Source organism: Micromonospora citrea (genome assembly GCF_900090315.1).
GTDB lineage: Bacteria > Actinomycetota > Actinomycetes > Mycobacteriales > Micromonosporaceae > Micromonospora > Micromonospora citrea.
This window is the reverse complement of record NZ_FMHZ01000002.1, coordinates 4,953,466-4,971,096: the sequence shown is the minus strand read 5'-3', so window position 1 is coordinate 4,971,096 and position 17,631 is coordinate 4,953,466. Positions and strand designations below refer to the sequence as shown.

The following is a 17,631-nucleotide window of genomic DNA, read 5'->3' as shown; positions in this document are numbered from 1 at the left end:
CCGCGTCGACGGGGACACGACCGGCCCCCGCCGGCGCGGCGGCTCAGGCCGGGTGCAGGACGGACCGCAGGCAGCCGTCCTCCTTCTTCTCGAACACCTCGTAGCCGCGCGCGCCCTCTGCCAGCGACATCGGGTGGGTGGCCAGGTAGCCGGGGTCGATCTCGCCGACCGTGAGCCGGTCCAGCAGCATGGTGGGGCGGTCGGAGGGACCACCCGCGGCAATCGTGCTACCCGGCGCCGCCGGACCGGAACGACGAACCGGTTTGACCGCCCGTTATCCGGGCACCTGCTGCGGGCAGCCACCGTCACCGGGAGCCACCGTTGTCCTTCGACGCCAGCGAGTACGGCCGACACGTCGCCGAGGTCTACGACGAGGCGTACGCCCACCTCACGCCGGACGCCGCCGTCGAGCGGCTGGCCGCGCTGGCCGACGGCGGCCCGGTGTGCGAGTTCGGCATCGGCACCGGCCGGCTGGCGCTGCCGCTGGTCGCCCGAGGGTTGACCGTCGCCGGCATCGAGGGCTCCCCCGAGATGGTCGCCGGCCTGCGCGAGAAGCCCGGCGGCGACGCGATCGAGGTCGCCGTCGGCGACTTCGCCGAGACCCGGGTGCCGGGCGAGTTCGCGCTGGTGGTGCTCGCGTTCAACACCATCTTCGCGCTGCCGGACCAGGCCGCCCAGGTCGCCTGCTTCCGCAACGCCGCCGCCCACCTGCGGCCCGGCGGCCGGTTCGTGGTCGAGGCCTGGGTGCCCGATCCCGGGGCGTTCCGGGCCGGCGGCGCGCTGCGCCCGGTGCGGGTCGCCGAGGACGCGGTGCTGCTGGAGGCGGCCCTGCTGCACCCCGCCGAGCAACGGATGACCACGACGAAGGTGCGGCTCAGCAGCGCCGGGGTGCAGTTGCTGCCGGCCAACCACCGCTACGCCTGGCCCGCCGAGCTGGACCTGATGGCCGAGCTGGCCGGGCTGCGCCGGGAGCACCGGTGGGCCGACTGGACCGGGCGGCCCTTCACCGACGACAGCCGCGACCACGTGTCGGTCTACCGCCGCCCGGAGCGGGCGTGAGCACGCCCACCCGGGCGCCCGACGCTCCGGGCCCGGACGGCCGCCGCGCGCCGGCCCCGACCACCCCCGACCACCGCCCCGCCGGCCCGGCGCCGACTCCGGGCACCGCCCAGGACGACCGACACCGCCCCCCGCCGGCCCCGACCACCCCCGACGACGACTCCGCCGGCCCGGCGCCGACTCCGGGCACCGCCCGGGTCGGCCGCGCCACGCCCGCCGCCGCCCCTGTCGCTGGCAGTCGCCTGCCCGTCGCGTACGTCCTGCCGCTGCGCTGGGCCGACGACGGCGGGCTGCCCGGGCTGACCGGCTATCTGCGCTGGCTGAGCGCCCGCGTCGAGGTGACCGTGGTGGACGGGTCGCCGCCGGAGCTGTTCCACCGGCACCGGTCGGCCTGGCGCGGGCTGGTCCGGCACCTGCCGCCCGATCCCGCCCTGCGCGGTGTCAACGGGAAGGTGACCGGCGTGCTCACCGGCGTCGGCGCGGCCCGACACGAGCACGTGGTGATCGCCGACGACGACGTCCGGTACGACGAGGCGGGGCTGCGCGCCGTGCACCGGCTGCTCGACCGGGTGGACCTGGTCCGGCCGCAGAACTACTTCGACCCGCTGCCCTGGCACGCCTGGTGGGACACCGGGCGGACCCTGCTCAACCGGGCGCTCGGCGCCGACTACCCGGGCACCCTGGCGGTGCGCCGGAGCACCTTCCTCGCCATGGGCGGCTACGACCCGAACGTGCTGTTCGAGAACCTGGAGCTGATCCGCACCGTGCGCGCGTACGGGGGCACCGAGGCGGCGCCCGCCTGGCTGCACGTACGCCGGCTGCCGCCCGACACCGGCCACTTCCTCGGCCAGCGGGTCCGCCAGGCGTACGACGACCTGGCCCAGCCGGCCCGCCTGGTGGCCTCGCTCGCGGTCCTGCCGGCGCTGGCGGCGGCGGTCGCGGCCCGGCGACCGGGGCTGTTGCTCGGCGCGGCCGCGACCACGGTGGCTCTGGCCGAGGCGGGCCGGCGCCGGGGCGGCGGCGTCGAGGTCTTCCCGCCGTCAACCGCCCTGGCGGCACCGCTCTGGGTGCTGGAACGCGGCACGTGCAGCTGGTTCGCCGTCGGCCGGCGGCTCCTCTTCGGCGGGGTGCGCTACGCCGGCGGCCGGGTACGCCGCGCCGCCCACTTCGAACGCACCCTCCGCCACCACCGCCGCTGACCCCCGCGCCCTCCCCCGCACCCCCCTCACACTCCCGCGATCTTGCACTTTCTGCCCCGACACAACGGGCACAAGGCGCAAAAGCGGGGCCGCAACTGCAAGATCGCGGAAGGCGGGGAGGCGCGTCGGGGCGCGGGGTGGCGATGGGCCGGGACGCACGCGACAGCTCGCGGCCACTTCCCGGGCAGTTCCGGGAGTGGCCGCGAGCTGCGGCGTACGGTGACCGGTCCGGTCAGTACCGCACCTGTTCGCGCGACTGCTGCGCCTGGTCCTTCACGTCGTGGGCGGCGGAGCGGGTGTCGTCCTTGACGGCGTGCACCGCCTCCTGGGCGGTGGACTTGACCGACTCGGTGGCGTGCTGCGCCGGCTCGCGCAGCTCCTCCTTCAGTTCGGTGGCGACCTCGCCCAGCTTCTCCTTCACGACCCCGGCGTGCTCGCCGGCCTTCTCCTTGACCTGCGACGCCATCTGCTGCTCGCGGCTGGTGGCCGGGATCAGCGAGGAGGCGAGCCAGCCGACGCCGAACGCGATCAGGCCGGCGGCCAGCGGGTTGCCCTCGGACTTCTGGCGGATCACGTGCGGGGCCCGGTGCGCGGCGTCGCTGACCGTCGAGGCGGCCGAGTGCGCCTTGTCACCGACCGTCGAGGCGGCCGAGTGCGCCTTGTCGCTGACGGCGGACGCCGCCGAGGAGGCGTGGTCGCCCACCGAGTGGGCGCCGTGCTTGGTGCTGTGACCCAGGTCGGAAGCGGTTCCCATCACCTTGTCCCTCACATTCTGCAGTGCGTTGCGGGCCCGCTGCTTGCGGTCGTCGACGATGCGGGCGGGGCTGACCTTGTACGCCAGCGCGTCCACGTCGGAGCTCAGGTTGCTCCGGGTGGCTTCGATCTCCCGGCGGATCTGGTCCGGGTCGGTGCTCATCGGGTGACCTCCTGCGGGTGGGGCTTGAGCGCGTCGGGAATCCGCTGCACGCTGTCGTTGGTCTGCTTGAGGCCGCGGATCCGCTCGGCGTTCTTCTTGGCCATGGAGTAGAGGACCGCGGCGATGGCGCCCCAGATGACGGCCACGATCAGGGCCGCCCAGCCGGCGTCCATCACGTTGGACAGCCCGGCCCAGAGGGCCAGCGACAGGAACAGGGCCACCATGTAGCCGCCGAAGCCGGCGCCGCCGAAGAAGCCGGCGGCCTTGCCCGCCTTCTTGCCCTCCTGGCGGATCTCGGCCTTGGCGAGTTCGACCTCCTGCCGCATCAGGGTGGACAGGCCGGTGGTGACCTGGCGCATCAGCTCACCGATCGAGCTGCTCCGGACCTCGTCCGCGTCGTGGGGGTGGTAACCGGAGTTCAGCCCCGACCCCTGCGTCGGCATGCTCATGCCGCCGCCTCCCTTCGAATGACTCGTGGTCTCACGGACGGGTGGTCCCGCTCGACGGCACGCCCGGCAGCGGGTCGGTCTGGGACACCGGCGGCAGCGGCTGCCCCACGCCGCCGGCCGGGTCGGCGTAGCTGGTGGTGGTCTGCGGGTCGGCGTACGCGCCCGGGGTCGGGTCCAGGTAGCCGCCCGGCGGCACGGCGTCCGGCACCGCGCGCGGGGCCGGCGGGGTCGGGATGACCGCGGTGCGGTCCGGGTCGTAGCCGGCACCCGAGTTGTACGCGGAGTAGCCGTTGCCGCCCTGGTCGTCGCCGGCGGCGGAGATGTTCTTGGTCAGCCGGCCGGCGAGCACACCCAGCACGGCCGCGCCGACCAGGAAGGTGCCCGGATTGCGGCGGGCGTAGTCGCGGACCTCGGCGATGAGGTCGCCGGGCTCCCGCTGCTCCAGCCAGCCGGCCACCCCGTGCACCCGGTCGGCGGCCTGGCGGGCGATCTCGCTCACAGGGCCCGCCTGACCGCCCTGCTCGGCCATCGAGCGCATCTCGTCGGCCAGCGAGCGGAGCCCGCCGGCGGCGCGCCGCTGCTGATCGCCTGCCTGGCTGGCGACCTGGGTGCGGGCCTCGCCGAGGAGGTTGCGCGCCTGGAGCTTCGCCTCGCCGACGACCTCCCTGCCCTGCTGCTTGGCCGTCTCGGCGACGGCGCCGCCGGCCTGCTTGGCCTCGGTACCGACCTGACGGGCCTGGTCGCGGACTCCACCGCCGTTGGTCGACTCCTGCCCGTACGTGGAAGTCGTGGGTGACAGATCGTAAGTCATGGTTTCCCTTCCGCTCGGAAAGTCGTCGCGGTTGTGCTGGGGGGATGCGCCGGCCGTTCCTGCCGTCGCCTCCCTTGACCTACCCTCCGTCGTCGTTTCCATACCTCGTTCGTGGCTTCTCCTGCGCCCCGCCGCCGAGGAACTACAAAATGGAGGATCGTCGGGCCGGGTATCGAAGCCGTCGCACAGTGTGACGGTCGACGTTTCCGCGACCGGCGCCGCGGGCAGGGCGTTCCGCGGCTCCACGGAGGTGACATCGATGGCACGGAACGCACGCGGCGGACCGGCGGGACCCAGGCCGCGGGTGCAGCTGGCGGCCGTGGCCGCAGCCGGGGTCTTCCTCCTGGTCGGCGTGCTCGGGTTCGTCCCCGGCATCACCACCGACTACGGCGACATGACGTTCGCCGGGCACCACTCCGAGGCCCGGCTGCTCGGCCTGTTCCAGGTGTCGATCCTGCACAACGTGCTGCACCTGGGCTTCGGGCTGGTCGGCCTGGTGCTGGCCCGCAGCGTCGCCGGAGCCCGGGTCTTCCTCGCCGGCGGCGGCGCGCTCTATCTCGGCCTGTGGCTGTACGGTCTGGCGATCGACCGGGAGAGCGCGGCGAACTTCATCCCGGTCAACGACGCCGACAACTGGCTGCACCTGGTCCTCGGCTTCGGCATGCTGGCCCTCGGCCTGCTGCTGTCCAACCGGGTGGGCACGGGCACCGCCCTGGACGACCCCTTCGACCGCCCCTGACCCTCGCCGGCTCTGTGGCGTTTGCCCGACTCGCCTCCCGGGCACCGAGGATCAGGACGTCGACAAGGAGGTCGTCATGCCTCGTTGGCTGCGCGACAACGCGCTGACCATCGCCATGTTCGGCGCTTTCCTCGTCTTCCTGGTGCTGCAGAGCGTGTTCGGCTGGCAGACCCACAACGAGGAACTCGCCGAGTTCGGAGCCGAGCCGACGAGCTGGGCGGCGTACCTGCGCAGCGGCCACTTCATGGAGTCGGTCTTCGAGAACTGGGAGTCGGAGTTCCTCCAGATGGGCGGCTACGTGCTGCTCACCGCGTACCTGGTGCAGCGCGGCTCGGCGGAGTCGAAGCCGGTGCAGCAGACCGACCGGCCCGAGGACGACGAGCGCCGGGCCACCGCCGACTCGCCCTGGCCGGTGCGCATCGGCGGCCTGCCCCTGGTGATCTACCGGAACGGCCTCTCCATCGCGCTGCTGCTGATCTTCGCCGGCTCGTTCGTCGGCCACCTGCTCGGCGGCACCGCCGACTACAACGAGCAGCAGGCGCTGCAGAGCGGGGCGCCGCCGATCGGCGCGTGGGATTTCCTCGGCACCAGTGAGTTCTGGTTCCAGTCCATGCAGAACTGGCAGAGCGAGTTCCTCGCCGTCGGCACGCTGATCGTGCTGAGCATCTTCCTGCGCCAGCACGCCTCGCCCGAGTCGAAGCCGGTCACGGTGGCGCACGCGCACACCGGCGACTGACCGGGAACCGCCCGGCCGGACCCACGAAGCGCGAAGGCCGCGAGCCCGCGAGCCGGGACCGCCACGAACCACGAGCCGCGAGCCCGCGAGCCGGGACCGCCACGAGCCCGAGGCGGCACGGCCGGTCGCGACCGCCGCCGGGGACGGCCGCCGTCAGGCCGAGACGGGCAGCCGCTTGGCGAAGCAGACGCTGTACGGGTTGTCGACGTACTCGCCGTAGACCGGGATCGGCTCGTACCCGCAGGAGGTGTAGAGGCCGATCGCGGCCGGCAGGTAGGTCGCGGTCTCCAGGCAGACCCTGCGGTGCCCGTGCTGGTGGGCCAGCTCCTCCAGGGCGGAGAGCAACTGACGGGCGATGCCCCGCCCCCGGTACGCCGGGCGCACGTACATCCGCTTGACCTCGCCGCCGCCGTCGGGCAGGGCCTGCAGGCCGCCGCAGGCGACGGCCCGGCCGTCGACCACCACCGCCAGGTAGCGGATGTCGTCGTGGGTCAGCGTCGCCTGGCCCTCGAGGCCGCCGTCGGCCTCCCGCAGCTCACGCTGCTGGGCGACCACCAGCGTGGCGATCTCCGGATCGGTGGCGGGACGCGTCTCGATCAGCATCCCGCCACGTTAGGCCGACCGCGTTTCGCGGAGGTTTCCGCCAGCCGTCGCGGTCACGGAGCGCAACGAGCTATTCGGCGTCGTCGGGAACGTCGTCCGAGACGTCGGCGTCCGTGCCCTCGATCTCGTCGGCCGGCCGCTGCCGGCGGGCCTTGCGGGCCGCCAGCCGCTCCGCCGCCGAGGCGCGGGTCGACTTCTCCTCCAGCCGGACGTCGGTGCCCCGGTTGCCCGGGACGAAGTCGGCGCCGGCGTAGAGGGTCGGCTGCCAGTCGAACTCGCGGTCGCCGATCCGGACCAGGTCGCCGGGCTCCGCGCCGGCCTTGCCGAGCTTCTCCTCGACGCCCAGCCGGGCCAGCCGGTCGGCCAGGTAGCCCACCGCCTCGTCGTTGTCGAAGTTCGTCTGCCGCACCCAGCGCTCGGGACGGACGCCGCGCACCACCCAGGCGCCGTCCGGCGCGGCCTCGATCGTGAAGCCGGCGTCGTCGACCGCCCGCGGCCGGATCACGATCCGGGTCGGCTCGGCCGGCGGCGCCGCGCTGCGCGCCTGCTCCACCAGCTCCGCCATGGCGTACGTCAGCTCCTTCAGCCCCTCCCGGGTGGCCGCGGAGACCTCGAACACCCGGAAGCCGCGCTCCACCAGGTCGGGGCGGACGATCTCGGCGAGGTCCCGGCCGTCCGGCACGTCGACCTTGTTCAGCGCCACCAGTCGGGGCCGGTCGGCCAGGCCGCCGTACTCGGCCAGCTCGGCCTCGATGGTGTCGATGTCGGCGACCGGGTCCCGGCCGGGCTCCAGGGTGGCCGTGTCGATCACGTGCACCAGCACCGAGCAGCGTTCGATGTGCCGCAGGAACTCCAGGCCGAGGCCCTTGCCGGTGGCGGCCCCGGGGATCAGGCCGGGCACGTCGGCGACCGTGAAGGTGTGGTTGTCCACCCGGACCACGCCCAGGTTCGGCACCAGGGTGGTGAACGGGTAGTCCGCGATCTTCGGCTTGGCGGCGGAGATCACCGAGATCAGCGACGACTTGCCGGCCGACGGGAAGCCCACCAGGCCGACGTCGGCGACGCTCTTGAGCTCCAGCACCACGTCGAGCTGCTCGCCGGGCTCGCCCAGCTCCGCGAAGCCGGGGGCCTTGCGCCGGGCATTGGCCAGCGACGCGTTGCCCCGGCCGCCGCGCCCGCCCCGGGCCACCTCGAAGGTCGTGCCGGCGCCGACCATGTCGGCCAGCACGGTGCCGTCGGGCGCCTGCACGACGGTGCCGTTGGGCACCTTCAGCACGAGGTTGCGGCCGTTGGCGCCGTCGCGGTTCGACCCGGCGCCGCCCTTGCCGTTCTCGGCCTTGACGTGCGGACGGAAGTGGAAGTCGAGCAGCGTCGTCACCTGCGGGTCGACTTCCAGGGACACGCTGCCGCCGTGCCCGCCGTTGCCGCCGTCGGGGCCGCCGAACGGCTTGAACTTCTCCCGGTGGATCGAGACACAACCGTGCCCGCCATCGCCGGCCTGCAGGTGCAGGACGACCCGGTCAACGAACGTCGCCACGGGCGTCAATCCTTCCAGCGAGGTCGACGCCCCGCACGAGAAAAGCGAAGCGGGCCGGGACACGAGGTCCGCGGCCCGCTGCGCCGGAGGGACTACTGCTGCGGCACGATGCTGACGGTCTTGCGACCGCGCTTGGTGCCGAACTGGACCGCACCGGCGGCCAGCGCGAAGAGCGTGTCGTCTCCGCCGCGGCCGACCAGGTCACCGGGGTGGAACTTGGTGCCACGCTGACGGATGAGGATCTCACCCGCGCTGACGACCTGACCACCGAAGCGCTTCACGCCGAGCCGCTGGGCCGCGGAGTCGCGACCGTTACGCGAGCTGGACGCACCCTTTTTGTGAGCCATTGGAGGACGACCTACTTCCCGCTGGAGATGCCGGTCACCTTGACCTGGGTCAGCGGCTGGCGGTGACCCTGGCGCTTGTGGTAGCCGGTCTTGTTCTTGAACTTGTGGATCCGGATCTTCGGGCCCTTGGTGTGCGCGGCGATCTCGCCGGACACCGCGACCGAGGCAAGCTTCGCCGCGTCGGTCACCAGGTCGTCACCGTCGACGAGGAGCACCGCGGTGAGCTGCACCGCGTCGCCGGGGGCACCGGCGAGCTTCTCGACCTCGATCACGTCGCCCTCGGCGACCTTGTACTGCTTGCCGCCGGTCTTGACGATCGCGTACATCGGAGGCGGACTCCCTGTCGTTGAGGCTGCTAGCGTCTTTTCCCACCGTTGCCGGTCGGTCGTTCCCGCGGCGGCTCGCCGGGCAGCAGAGGCACGGCGGCGTGGGCACGCGAGAACTCGGCACACCAAAGTGCGCCGCAGGCAAGCGTACGCCATGGCGGGCCCGACGCCCAAACCGGCCCCGCAGGTCAGCGGGCGCAGAGCTGGTCGAGGCGCTGCCGGAGCCGGTCGAGCTCGGTCTCGTCGATCGCGTCGACGTCGGTGCCCAGGGTGCCGACCTCGGCCGCCATGTCCGCGAGGAGCGTCTTGAGCTGGGTGTCCTCGGCCCGGCCCGACTCCCGGCGCAGCGCGGCCCGCCAGTCGGTCAGCGCCGCGGAGATGCGCTTGCGGGCCGTCTCGGCGGCCGTGCCGTCGTTCGCCCCGACCGCCGCGACCATCTTGCCGAGTTCCTCGACGTACGTCCGCACGGCCGTGTCCCCGGCCGCCTGTGCGGCGGCGCACACCTCGGGGGCGTTGCCGCCCGCCGCCCCGCTGCCGGCACCCGGCGCCCCGCCCCCCGGGCCGCCGGACGCGGCGCCGGGAGTGGCCGGCTCCGGCCGATCGTCCGCGCACCCGGCGCCGGTGAACAGGACAGCGGTGACCGTGATGACGGCGAGCAGACGGCGCATCGTTCCTCTCCTGACCACAGGTGGCCGGTCGTGACCGGGGATCGACCATACGACAGGGCCCCCTCCCCGGGACATTGCCGGGGAAGGGGCCCTGCCAAACATCGGGCCGGTCAGCCGGTCAGGGCCGGGTACGCCGCCGCGCGCCGCCGCGCCGGGGCCGGCGTCGGCCGGAGCCGCCCTCCGACTCGTCGCCGTCGGTGTCGGCCAGCGCGTCCGGGTCGTCGGGGGCGGCCAGCCGCGCGGACTCGCCCGTCTGGCTGTCGGCGACCTCGAGCGCGGCGGGGGTGTCCGCCTCGTAGCGGGACAGGTCGTAGCCCATGGTGTCGTGGTAGTCGGCGTCGGGGACGGCCCCGGTGTCGGCCTCGACGACCTCGGCCACGGTCCGCTCGACCGGCGCGCTCTTGCGGGCCCGCCGCCGCGACGACGCCCCGCCGCCCTGCTCCGTCGCCGGGGCGGCCACGGCCGAGGCGACCGCCTTGACCTTCTCCCCCGCCCCACCGCCGGAACGCGGCTTCTCCGGCACCGGCTCGGTGTGGATGATCAGGCCCCGGCCCTTGCAGCACTCGCAGGTCTCGCTGAACGCCTCCAGCAGGCCCGCGCCGATCCGCTTGCGGGTCATCTGCACGAGGCCGAGCGAGGTGATCTCGGTGACCTGGTGCTTGGTGCGGTCGCGCCCCAGGCACTCGGTCAGCCGGCGCAGCACCAGCTCACGGTTGGACTCCAGCACCATGTCGATGAAGTCGATCACCACGATGCCGCCGAGGTCGCGCAGCCGGAGCTGGCGGACGATCTCCTCAGCCGCCTCCAGGTTGTTCCGGGTGACCGTCTCCTCGAGGTTGCCCCCGGAGCCGGTGTACTTGCCGGTGTTGACGTCGATGACGGTCATCGCCTCGGTCCGGTCGATCACCAGTGAACCGCCCGAGGGGAGGAAGACCTTGCGGTCCAGTCCCTTGATGATCTGCTCGTCGATCCGGTACTCGGCGAACACGTCGGTGGTCCCGACGTGCCGGCGCAGCCGGGCGACCAGGTCCGGCGAGACGTGCGACAGGTACGACTCGACCATGTCGTAGGACTGCTCGCCCTCGATCACCAGCTCGCGGAAGTCCTCGTTGAACAGGTCCCGCACGACCCGGATGACCAGGTCCGGCTCCTCGTAGAGCAGTACCGGGGCGCCGCCCTCGGCCGCCTTGGCCTGGATGTCCTCCCACTGCGCCTGCAGCCGCTTGACGTCGCGGGCCAACTCGTCCTCGCTGGCGCCCTCGGCGGCGGTCCGGACGATCACGCCCGCGCCGTCCGGGACCAGCTTCTTCAGCACGTCGCGCAGCCGCTTGCGCTCGGTGTCGGGCAGCTTGCGGCTGATGCCGGAGGCGTTGCCGTGGGGCACGTAGACCAGGTGCCGGCCGGAGAGCGCGATGTGGCTGGTCAGCCGCGCGCCCTTGTGGCCGATCGGGTCCTTCGTGACCTGCACGAGCACGGAGTCGCCGGACTTCAGCGCCTGCTCGATCGAGCGGGCCCGGCCCTCCAGGCCGGTGGTGTCCCAGTTGACCTCGCCGGCGTACAGCACGGCGTTGCGACCGCGCCCGATGTCGACGAATGCCGCCTCCATGCTGGGCAGGACGTTTTGCACCTTGCCCAGGTAGACGTTGCCGGCCATGGTGCCGGACGAGTTGCGGGTGACGTAGTGCTCGACCAGCACCCCGTCCTCGAGGACGGCGATCTGGGTGCGGTCGCCGCGCTGGCGTACCGCCATCACCCGGTCGACGGCCTCCCGGCGGGCCAGGAACTCCGACTCGCTGAGGATCGGCGGCCGGGTCCGGCGCTGCTCGCGGCCGTCGCGGCGGCGCTGGCGCTTGGCCTCCAGCCGGGTCGAGCCGGAGACGCCCTGCACCTCGTCGACGGTCTTGCGCGGCTCGCGGATCTTGACGACCGTCGGCACGCCGTCGTCGGCCCCGGCCTCGACGTCTCCGGCGCCCCGGCGGCGGCGACGCCGGCGCCGGCGGGTCAGCCCGTCGCCGCCCTCGGCCTCCTCGTCCTCCTCGCCTTCGGCCTCCTCGGCCTCGGCCTCGGCCTGCGCGGCCTCCTCGGACTCCTCGTCCTCGGCCTCGTCCGCACCGCCCTTGCCCCGGCCACGGCCGCGACGGCCCCGGCGGCGCCGACGGCGGGCCGCGGCGGCGTCGTCCTCGTCCTCGTCCTCTTCCTCGGCGGCCTCCTCGGCCTCCTCGGCCGGCTCCTCCTCGGCCTCGACGGCCTCGACCACCTCGGCGTCGCGGCGTCCGCGCCGGCGGCGGCGCGCCGGCTCGACCGGCTCGGGCGCCTCCTCGACGGCGGGCTCCTCCTCGACCGGCGCGGGCGTGACGACCCGGGCCAGCGGGATATCCTCCGGCTGCGGGGCCATGAACAGCACGGTCGGCGCGGAGAGCGCGGCCCGCCGACGGCGGGTGCGCGGCTCCGGCTCGGCGACGGGCTCCGGCTCGGCGACCGGCTGCTCCTCCGTGACCGGCTCCTCCTCGGCGGGCGGGGTCACCGCCACGCCCGGCGGGACCTCGCCGGAGCGGGTCTCCGCGCCGCTGACCGCCACGGGCGCGGCGGCGCCGAACTCGGTGCCCGCCTCCGGCGTGGTCGCGGCCGCCGCCGTCGTCTGCGGCGTGGTCGCGGCGGAGCGCTCCTCGGCTCCGGTGGCCGGCCCGGCGGCGTCGGCCGGGGCCTGCGCGGCCGGCTCGGCCGCCGCGGGGGCGGCCTTCTTCCGGCGGGTACGGGTCGCCTTGACCGGCGGCGCGGTCTCGGCGGGGGTCTCCCCCGCCGTGGCCGGCGGCTCCCCGGCGGCCTGCGCCGCGGCGGGCTCCTCGGCGGCCGGCGCCGGCTCCTCGGCGGCCTTGGCGGTGGTGGCCTTGCGGCGGCGGCGCGTCGCCTTCGGGGCGGCTTCGAGGTCGCCGGCGACCGGGGCGAGGACCTCGGCCTGCGGCGCCTCGGCGCTGCCCGCCACCGGGGCGGTCGACGCCTCGGCCGGCGCCTCGGTCTGCTCCGGCTGGTTCAGCGGCGCGGTGCGCCGCCGGGTGGTGCGCCGTCGGGCCGGCGCGACCGGGGCCTGTCCCGCCTCCGTCGCTCCGGCGTCGGCCGTGCCGGTGGCCGTGTCCTCCGCTCCCGTGCCGCTCGGGGCGCCGGTCGCGTTCCCGGTGGTGCTGTTGTCAGCGGTCTCGTCGGCCGGCTGTGAACCGGTCCGTTCGCCGCCCTCGGGCTCGTTCTCGAGCATGGACGTTCTCCAGTTCTGGCTGCCCCGGGCGCGGGTGAGCGCTGCCACGCAGGGTCGCCGCAAAAGTGTTTCCGCCGGGCGCGCAGGGTGCGCGACCGCCGAAGTCTGCCTGCCTGGACGCCGACCGACGGTCAGCGTCCACCGATGGTTGCCCCGTCGCGGTCCGCGTCCAACGGATCCGCGATCGCACCCTGCGCGGTCAGCGTGCCCTGTGCCAGCCGGATCACCCTCGGGGAGACCGGCGGCTCCAGGTCGGCCACCACGCGGAGGCCGGAAAGGACGTCATCGGGCCGCACGGCGGGGGTGACCTGCCGCACGACCAGTTCGAGTATCGCACACGGTACGGCCGGGGCCCCGGAAGGCGTCTCCGGCGACGCCACGACATCGATGCGGATGACTGCGGCTCGGGCGTCGAACGTGCGCCGACCCTGCTTGGTCATCCGCTCCACCAGCACCTCGTCCGCGGCGGTGAAGGCGGAAACCGCCCGTTCCAGGACGGCGGGGTCTACCTCGGGCAGCTCGATCCGCCAGTGCGACGCCTCGATCCGGTCGGCAAGACTCCCGCCGCCGGCCACGACCGCGTCGAGCACGTCGAGCCCGGGCGAGAGCGCGGCGTCCAGCGCGGCGCGCAGCTCCCGTGGGTCGACCGGCTCCCGCAGGCCGATCTCCAGGTACTCCGCCTCGCTCGCGACCCCGGTGGGCGCGGCGCTGGCGTACGAGATCTTGGGGTGCGGGGTGAAGCCCTGCGAGAAGGCGATCGGGACGCCGGCCCGGCGCAGCGCCCGCTCGAACGCCCGCGCGAAGTCCCGGTGGGAGGTGAAGCGCAGCGGGCCGCGCTTGGCGTACCGGATCCGGACGCGTTGGACGACCGGCGCCTGGCCGCCCTCTGGCTGTGGTTTCCTACTGATCGTCGTGCTCCTCGTTCGGTCAGTGCTCGTTGATCATGGCGTCATTGTCGACGACGCTCGGCGGCACCGCCACCGACGCCATGACCAGCCGCCACCGACGCCATGGTCAACGGAGTGGGGCCCGGCGGGGGCGGGTTACTGCTGGGCGCCGGTGGGCGACCTGAGGCCGTTGACCGGGGTGAGCGGGAGGAGCTTCCTCCCGGTCGGGCCGATCTGGATCTCGGTGTCCATGGAGGGGCAGACGCCGCAGTCGAAGCACGGGGTCCACCGGCAGTCGTCCTGCTCGTACTCGCTCAGCGAGTCCTGCCAGTCCTGCCAGAGCCAGTCCTTGTCCAGGCCCGAGTCCAGGTGGTCCCAGGGCAGGACCTCCAGCTCGTCGCGCTCCCGGGTGGTGTACCAGTCGAGGTCGACCCCGAAGGCCGGCAGCACCTCGGCCGCCGCGTCCACCCAGCGCTGGTAGGAGAAGTGTTCGCTCCAGCCGTCGAACCGGCCACCGTTCTCCCAGACCTTGCGGATCACCGCGCCGACCCGGCGGTCACCCCGGCTGAGCAGGCCCTCGATCAGCGAGGGCTCGCCGTCGTGGTAGCGGAAGCCGATGGCCCGACCCAGCGACCGGTCCGAGTTGATCGCCTGCTTGAGCAGCTTGAGCCGGCCGTCGATGACCTCCGGCCGCTCCATCGACGCCCACTGGAACGGGGTGTGCGGCTTCGGCACGAACCCGCCGATGGAGACCGTACAGCGGATGTCCTTGGACCCGGTGGCGGCCCGACCGGCCTTGATCACCTCGTGCGCCATGTCGGCGATCTCGAGGACGTCCTCGTCCGTCTCGGTCGGCAGGCCGCACATGAAGTAGAGCTTCACCTGCCGCCAGCCGTTGGTGTACGCGGTGACGACGGTGCGGATCAGGTCGTCCTTCGACACCATCTTGTTGATGACCTTGCGGATCCGCTCCGACCCGCCCTCCGGGGCGAAGGTCAGGCCCGTGCGCCGCCCGTTGCGGGACAGCTCCTGCGCGAGGTCGATGTTGAACGCGTCGACCCGGGTCGACGGCAGCGAGAGCGAGACGTTGGTGCCCTCGTACTGCTGGGCGAGGCCCGAGCACATGTCGCCGATCTCGGAGTGGTCGGCCGACGACAGCGACAGCAGCCCCACCTCGTGGAAGCCGGAGAACTCCAGCCCCTGCTGCACCATCTGGCCCACCGTGGTGATCGAGCGCTCACGCACCGGGCGCGTGATCATGCCGGCCTGGCAGAACCGGCAGCCCCGGGTGCAGCCCCGGAAGATCTCCACGGCGTACCGCTCGTGCACCGTCTCGGCGAGCGGCACCAGGGGCTTCTTCGGGTACGGCCAGGCGTCCAGGTCCATCGTCGTGCGCTTGTGCACCCGGAACGGCACGTCCGCCCGGTTCGGCACGACCCGCTGGATCCGGCCGTCGGGCAGGTAGTCCACGTCGTAGAAGCGCGGCACGTAGACGCTCTCGGTGCGGGCCAGGCGCAGCAGCAGCTCGTCGCGCCCGCCCGGGGAGCCCTCCGCCTTCCACTCCCGGACGATCCCGGTGATCTCCAGGACGGCCTCCTCGCCGTCGCCGAGCACGGCGGCGTCGACGAAGTCGGCGATGGGCTCCGGGTTGAACGCCGCGTGACCGCCGGCCACGATCACCGGGTCGGCGTCGGTGCGGTCGGCGGCGAGCAGGGGGATGCCGGCCAGGTCGATCGCGGTGAGCAGGTTGGTGTAGCCCAGCTCGGTGGAGAAGGAGACGCCGAACACGTCGAAGTCGCGCACCGAGCGGTGCGCGTCGACGGTGAACTGCGGCACGCCGTGGGCGCGCATCAGCCGCTCCAGGTCCGGCCAGACCGCGTACGTCCGCTCGGCGAGCACGTCGGGCAGCTCGTTGAGCACCTCGTAGAGGATCTGCACGCCCTGGTTGGGCAGGCCCACCTCGTAGGCGTCGGGATACATCAGCGCCCAGCGCACGGCCGCCGAGTCCCAGTCCTTGACCACCGCGCCCAGCTCGCCACCGACGTACTGGATGGGCTTGGTGACCTGGGGCAGCAGCGATTCCAGCCGGGGCCAGACCGAATTGGCCGCGACGGGGCGCGGCGTGGTGGACGGGACGCTCATGATGCCCAAGGGTACGCGCCCCGCCGGGGGCGACCGCGCGGACGCCGCCGCCGCGCCGCCCACCCCCGGCGGTCCGTCGCCCGGCAGGCGGTCGCCCCGGCCGCCCGACCGGCTTCCGTCCGGTTCACCAGCGGTGGCGGCGGGCGGGATCGGGCGGGCGGGATCGCCGCGTTGGCACGTCGGTACTAACCTCGGACCGGCGCGAGAGGAGATTGCCGCGATGCCGCAGCCGCAGCCGGGCCCGGACCGGCCGGCCGACGGGAGCACCCCGGGCCCGGTCCAGGGCCGGGATCCGGCGCCCACCGGGCAGCCCACGTCCTCCCCCGCAGCGCCCGCTCGCACGGGCCCGGAGGGCACCCGTGAGCTGCCCGTCGACGACCCCGAGGCGACCGCCGCCGGCCACCCGGGCGACGCCGGTCCCGAGGCCGGGCAGGGTGAGCCGGACGCCACGTCTCCGGCGGGCCCCGCCAGCCCGGAGGACCACGCCGGCGCCAGGGCACCCGCCAGCCCGGAGGACCCCACCGGCCCGGGAGACCCCGCCGGGTCCGGCGCCACCGGCCCGCCGCCCGCCGACGGTCCCGCCGGGGACCGCCCGGCGGTCGGCCCGCAGGGCACCCGGATGCTCCCCACCGACGGGCCGGCGGCGGAGCCATCGGCCGCCGAACCGCAGGGCACCCGCCCGCTCGCCCCCGATGGTGCCGCCGGGGACCGCCCGACGGTCGGCCCGCAGGGCACCCGGATGCTGCCCGCCGACGAGCAGCCGTCCGCGCCCCGGTGGAGCGGCTCCGCGTCGGTTCCTCCCCCGCCGCCGCGCAGGCGGGCCTGGGGCGAGTCGGCCGAGCCCACTCCCGTGCCGCCGCTCCCGGCGGAGCCGCCCGAGCACCGCACCCCGGTCGACCCGTGGGCCGGCGTGGACACCGGCGGGTGGGACCTGCCGCCGGCCGAGCTGCCGCCGCTGCCGCCGACCCTGCCCTACCCGGCCGCGCCGCCGGCCCGGCCCGCGCCGGCCGTCCAGTCCCCCGCGCCGCCGCCCGCCCGACCGCACCACGACCCGCCGCCGGTCGCCCGACCGCACCACGACCCGCCGCCGGTCGCCTACCCGGTTTCGCCGCCTCCGGTCGCGCGGCCGGTCTCGCCGCCTCCGGTCGCGCGGCCGGTCTCGCCGCCTCCGGTCGCGCGGCCGGTCTCGCCGCCTCCGGTCGCGCGGCCGGTCTCGCCGCCTCCGGTCTCCCGGGCGCCCGTCCCGGCGCAGCGGGCGGCGCCACCGCCCCCACCGCCCGCGCCGCCGCGGCAGCGGCGCGCGAAGACGCCGCCGGCCGCGCCGCCACCCGGCTTCCAGGCCCCCGAGGGGTACGTCCCGGTCGCCGTCCGCAAGCGTCGCCGCTGGCCGTGGATGCTGCTGCTCACGCTGGTCTGCTGCTGCGGCTGCCCGGCCTACTACGGGACGCCGATGGTGACGCAGTACCCGGCCAACGCCACCCTCCCCGCCGAGGTTGCGGACCTGCGGCTGCGCGACGACCAGGGCAGCAAGGAGGCCGCCAAGCGGCTGGAGACGGAGGTACGCAAGGCGCACTGGCTGGCCGAGGACACCTTCGCCGGCGTCTACGGCACGTCCGCGGGCAAGCGGGTGACGGTCTTCGGCGGCACCGGTTTCCGGTTCACCCCCGAGTCGGACGCGGAGGAGGAGATCACCCGGCTGGCCGGGCCGTACTCGCTCGGCGAGGCGCAGGTGGTGGACACCGGCGTACGCGGCCGGCACGAGCGGTGCGCGGTGGGCCGCGCCGACGGCGACGACGTGGTCGTGTGCACCTCGGTCGACCACGGCAGCATCACCACCGCGGTCTTCACCCGGCTCTCCGTCGACGACAGCGCCGCCCTGCTGGGCCGGCTGCGGGAGCAGATCGTCACCGCCGAGCAGGGCTGAGCCGACTCTAGCGGCGGGCCGGCGTGGCGACGTCGGCG

General features: G+C 74.4%; 17 protein-coding genes. 5 read left to right on the top strand and 12 right to left on the bottom strand.

Annotated features, from left to right (window positions below; genetic code table 11):
• Positions 1-43: 43 nt before the first annotated feature.
• Entirely contained in the window at positions 44-190 is a 147-nt protein-coding gene (locus GA0070606_RS32125) for a hypothetical protein (RefSeq protein ID WP_245724773.1), read from the bottom strand.
• Between the two features lie 131 nt (positions 191-321).
• Between GA0070606_RS32125 and GA0070606_RS22810 the strand changes: the two genes are divergently transcribed.
• The gene (locus GA0070606_RS22810) at positions 322-1,059 is read left to right on the top strand and encodes a class I SAM-dependent DNA methyltransferase (protein ID WP_176737393.1); all 738 of its coding nucleotides are present in this window, start codon (positions 322-324) and stop codon (positions 1,057-1,059) included.
• Positions 1,056-2,258, top strand: coding sequence for a glycosyltransferase family 2 protein (locus GA0070606_RS22805; protein WP_141721767.1), 1,203 nt, complete (start codon positions 1,056-1,058; stop codon positions 2,256-2,258). The genes GA0070606_RS22810 and GA0070606_RS22805 overlap by 4 nt, the downstream gene beginning before the upstream one ends.
• Positions 2,259-2,490: 232 nt before the next feature.
• Here the strand turns inward: GA0070606_RS22805 and GA0070606_RS22800 are convergent, their stop codons facing one another.
• The 3 genes from GA0070606_RS22800 to GA0070606_RS22790 are packed head-to-tail and all read right to left on the bottom strand — an operon-like array spanning position 2,491 to position 4,434.
• Positions 2,491-3,174, bottom strand: coding sequence for a DUF3618 domain-containing protein (locus GA0070606_RS22800; RefSeq protein ID WP_091104003.1), 684 nt, complete (start codon positions 3,172-3,174; stop codon positions 2,491-2,493).
• Entirely contained in the window at positions 3,171-3,623 is a 453-nt protein-coding gene (locus tag GA0070606_RS22795) for a phage holin family protein (RefSeq protein WP_091104001.1), read from the bottom strand. Before GA0070606_RS22795 ends, GA0070606_RS22800 begins: the two co-directional genes overlap by 4 nt.
• A 31-nt stretch (positions 3,624-3,654) precedes the next feature.
• A complete protein-coding gene (locus GA0070606_RS22790) occupies positions 3,655-4,434 on the bottom strand; it encodes a hypothetical protein (RefSeq protein WP_091103998.1) in 780 nt (259 codons plus the stop codon).
• 259 nt (positions 4,435-4,693) lie between these two features.
• Here GA0070606_RS22790 and GA0070606_RS22785 point away from each other — a divergent pair, with 259 nt between their 5' ends.
• A complete protein-coding gene (locus GA0070606_RS22785; protein WP_091108047.1) occupies positions 4,694-5,173 on the top strand; it encodes a DUF4383 domain-containing protein in 480 nt (159 codons plus the stop codon).
• A gap of 76 nt (positions 5,174-5,249) precedes the next feature.
• A complete protein-coding gene (locus GA0070606_RS22780; RefSeq protein ID WP_091103996.1) occupies positions 5,250-5,909 on the top strand; it encodes a DUF6766 family protein in 660 nt (219 codons plus the stop codon).
• 153 nt (positions 5,910-6,062) lie between these two features.
• On the opposite strand, the gene GA0070606_RS22775 is transcribed toward GA0070606_RS22780, so the two are convergent.
• The 8 genes from GA0070606_RS22775 to GA0070606_RS22740 form a co-directional block, all read right to left on the bottom strand.
• Complete coding sequence (locus GA0070606_RS22775; RefSeq protein ID WP_091103994.1) at positions 6,063-6,512, bottom strand: GNAT family N-acetyltransferase; 450 nt, start codon at positions 6,510-6,512, stop codon at positions 6,063-6,065.
• A 70-nt stretch (positions 6,513-6,582) separates the two neighbouring features.
• Complete coding sequence (obgE, locus tag GA0070606_RS22770; protein ID WP_091103991.1) at positions 6,583-8,049, bottom strand: GTPase ObgE; 1,467 nt, start codon at positions 8,047-8,049, stop codon at positions 6,583-6,585.
• A 92-nt stretch (positions 8,050-8,141) separates the two neighbouring features.
• Positions 8,142-8,396: a 50S ribosomal protein L27 gene (rpmA, locus tag GA0070606_RS22765; protein WP_088975624.1), complete on the bottom strand. Its 255-nt coding sequence runs from the start codon at positions 8,394-8,396 to the stop codon at positions 8,142-8,144.
• A gap of 11 nt (positions 8,397-8,407) precedes the next feature.
• Entirely contained in the window at positions 8,408-8,722 is a 315-nt protein-coding gene (gene rplU / locus GA0070606_RS22760; RefSeq protein WP_091103988.1) for a 50S ribosomal protein L21, read from the bottom strand.
• 188 nt (positions 8,723-8,910) lie between these two features.
• A complete protein-coding gene (locus tag GA0070606_RS22755; RefSeq protein WP_091103985.1) occupies positions 8,911-9,390 on the bottom strand; it encodes a hypothetical protein in 480 nt (159 codons plus the stop codon).
• Positions 9,391-9,508: 118 nt separating this feature from the next.
• A complete protein-coding gene (locus GA0070606_RS22750) occupies positions 9,509-12,640 on the bottom strand; it encodes an Rne/Rng family ribonuclease (RefSeq protein WP_091103983.1) in 3,132 nt (1,043 codons plus the stop codon).
• Positions 12,641-12,771: 131 nt separating this feature from the next.
• The gene (locus GA0070606_RS22745) at positions 12,772-13,491 is read right to left on the bottom strand and encodes a TIGR03936 family radical SAM-associated protein (protein ID WP_091103978.1); all 720 of its coding nucleotides are present in this window, start codon (positions 13,489-13,491) and stop codon (positions 12,772-12,774) included.
• A gap of 192 nt (positions 13,492-13,683) precedes the next feature.
• Positions 13,684-15,669, bottom strand: a complete 1,986-nt coding sequence (locus GA0070606_RS22740; RefSeq protein ID WP_091103976.1) for a TIGR03960 family B12-binding radical SAM protein — start codon at positions 15,667-15,669, stop codon at positions 13,684-13,686.
• 220 nt (positions 15,670-15,889) lie between these two features.
• Here GA0070606_RS22740 and GA0070606_RS33760 point away from each other — a divergent pair, with 220 nt between their 5' ends.
• Positions 15,890-17,593: a collagen-like domain-containing protein gene (locus GA0070606_RS33760; protein ID WP_281190987.1), complete on the top strand. Its 1,704-nt coding sequence runs from the start codon at positions 15,890-15,892 to the stop codon at positions 17,591-17,593.
• The last annotated feature ends 38 nt before the right edge of the window (positions 17,594-17,631 follow it).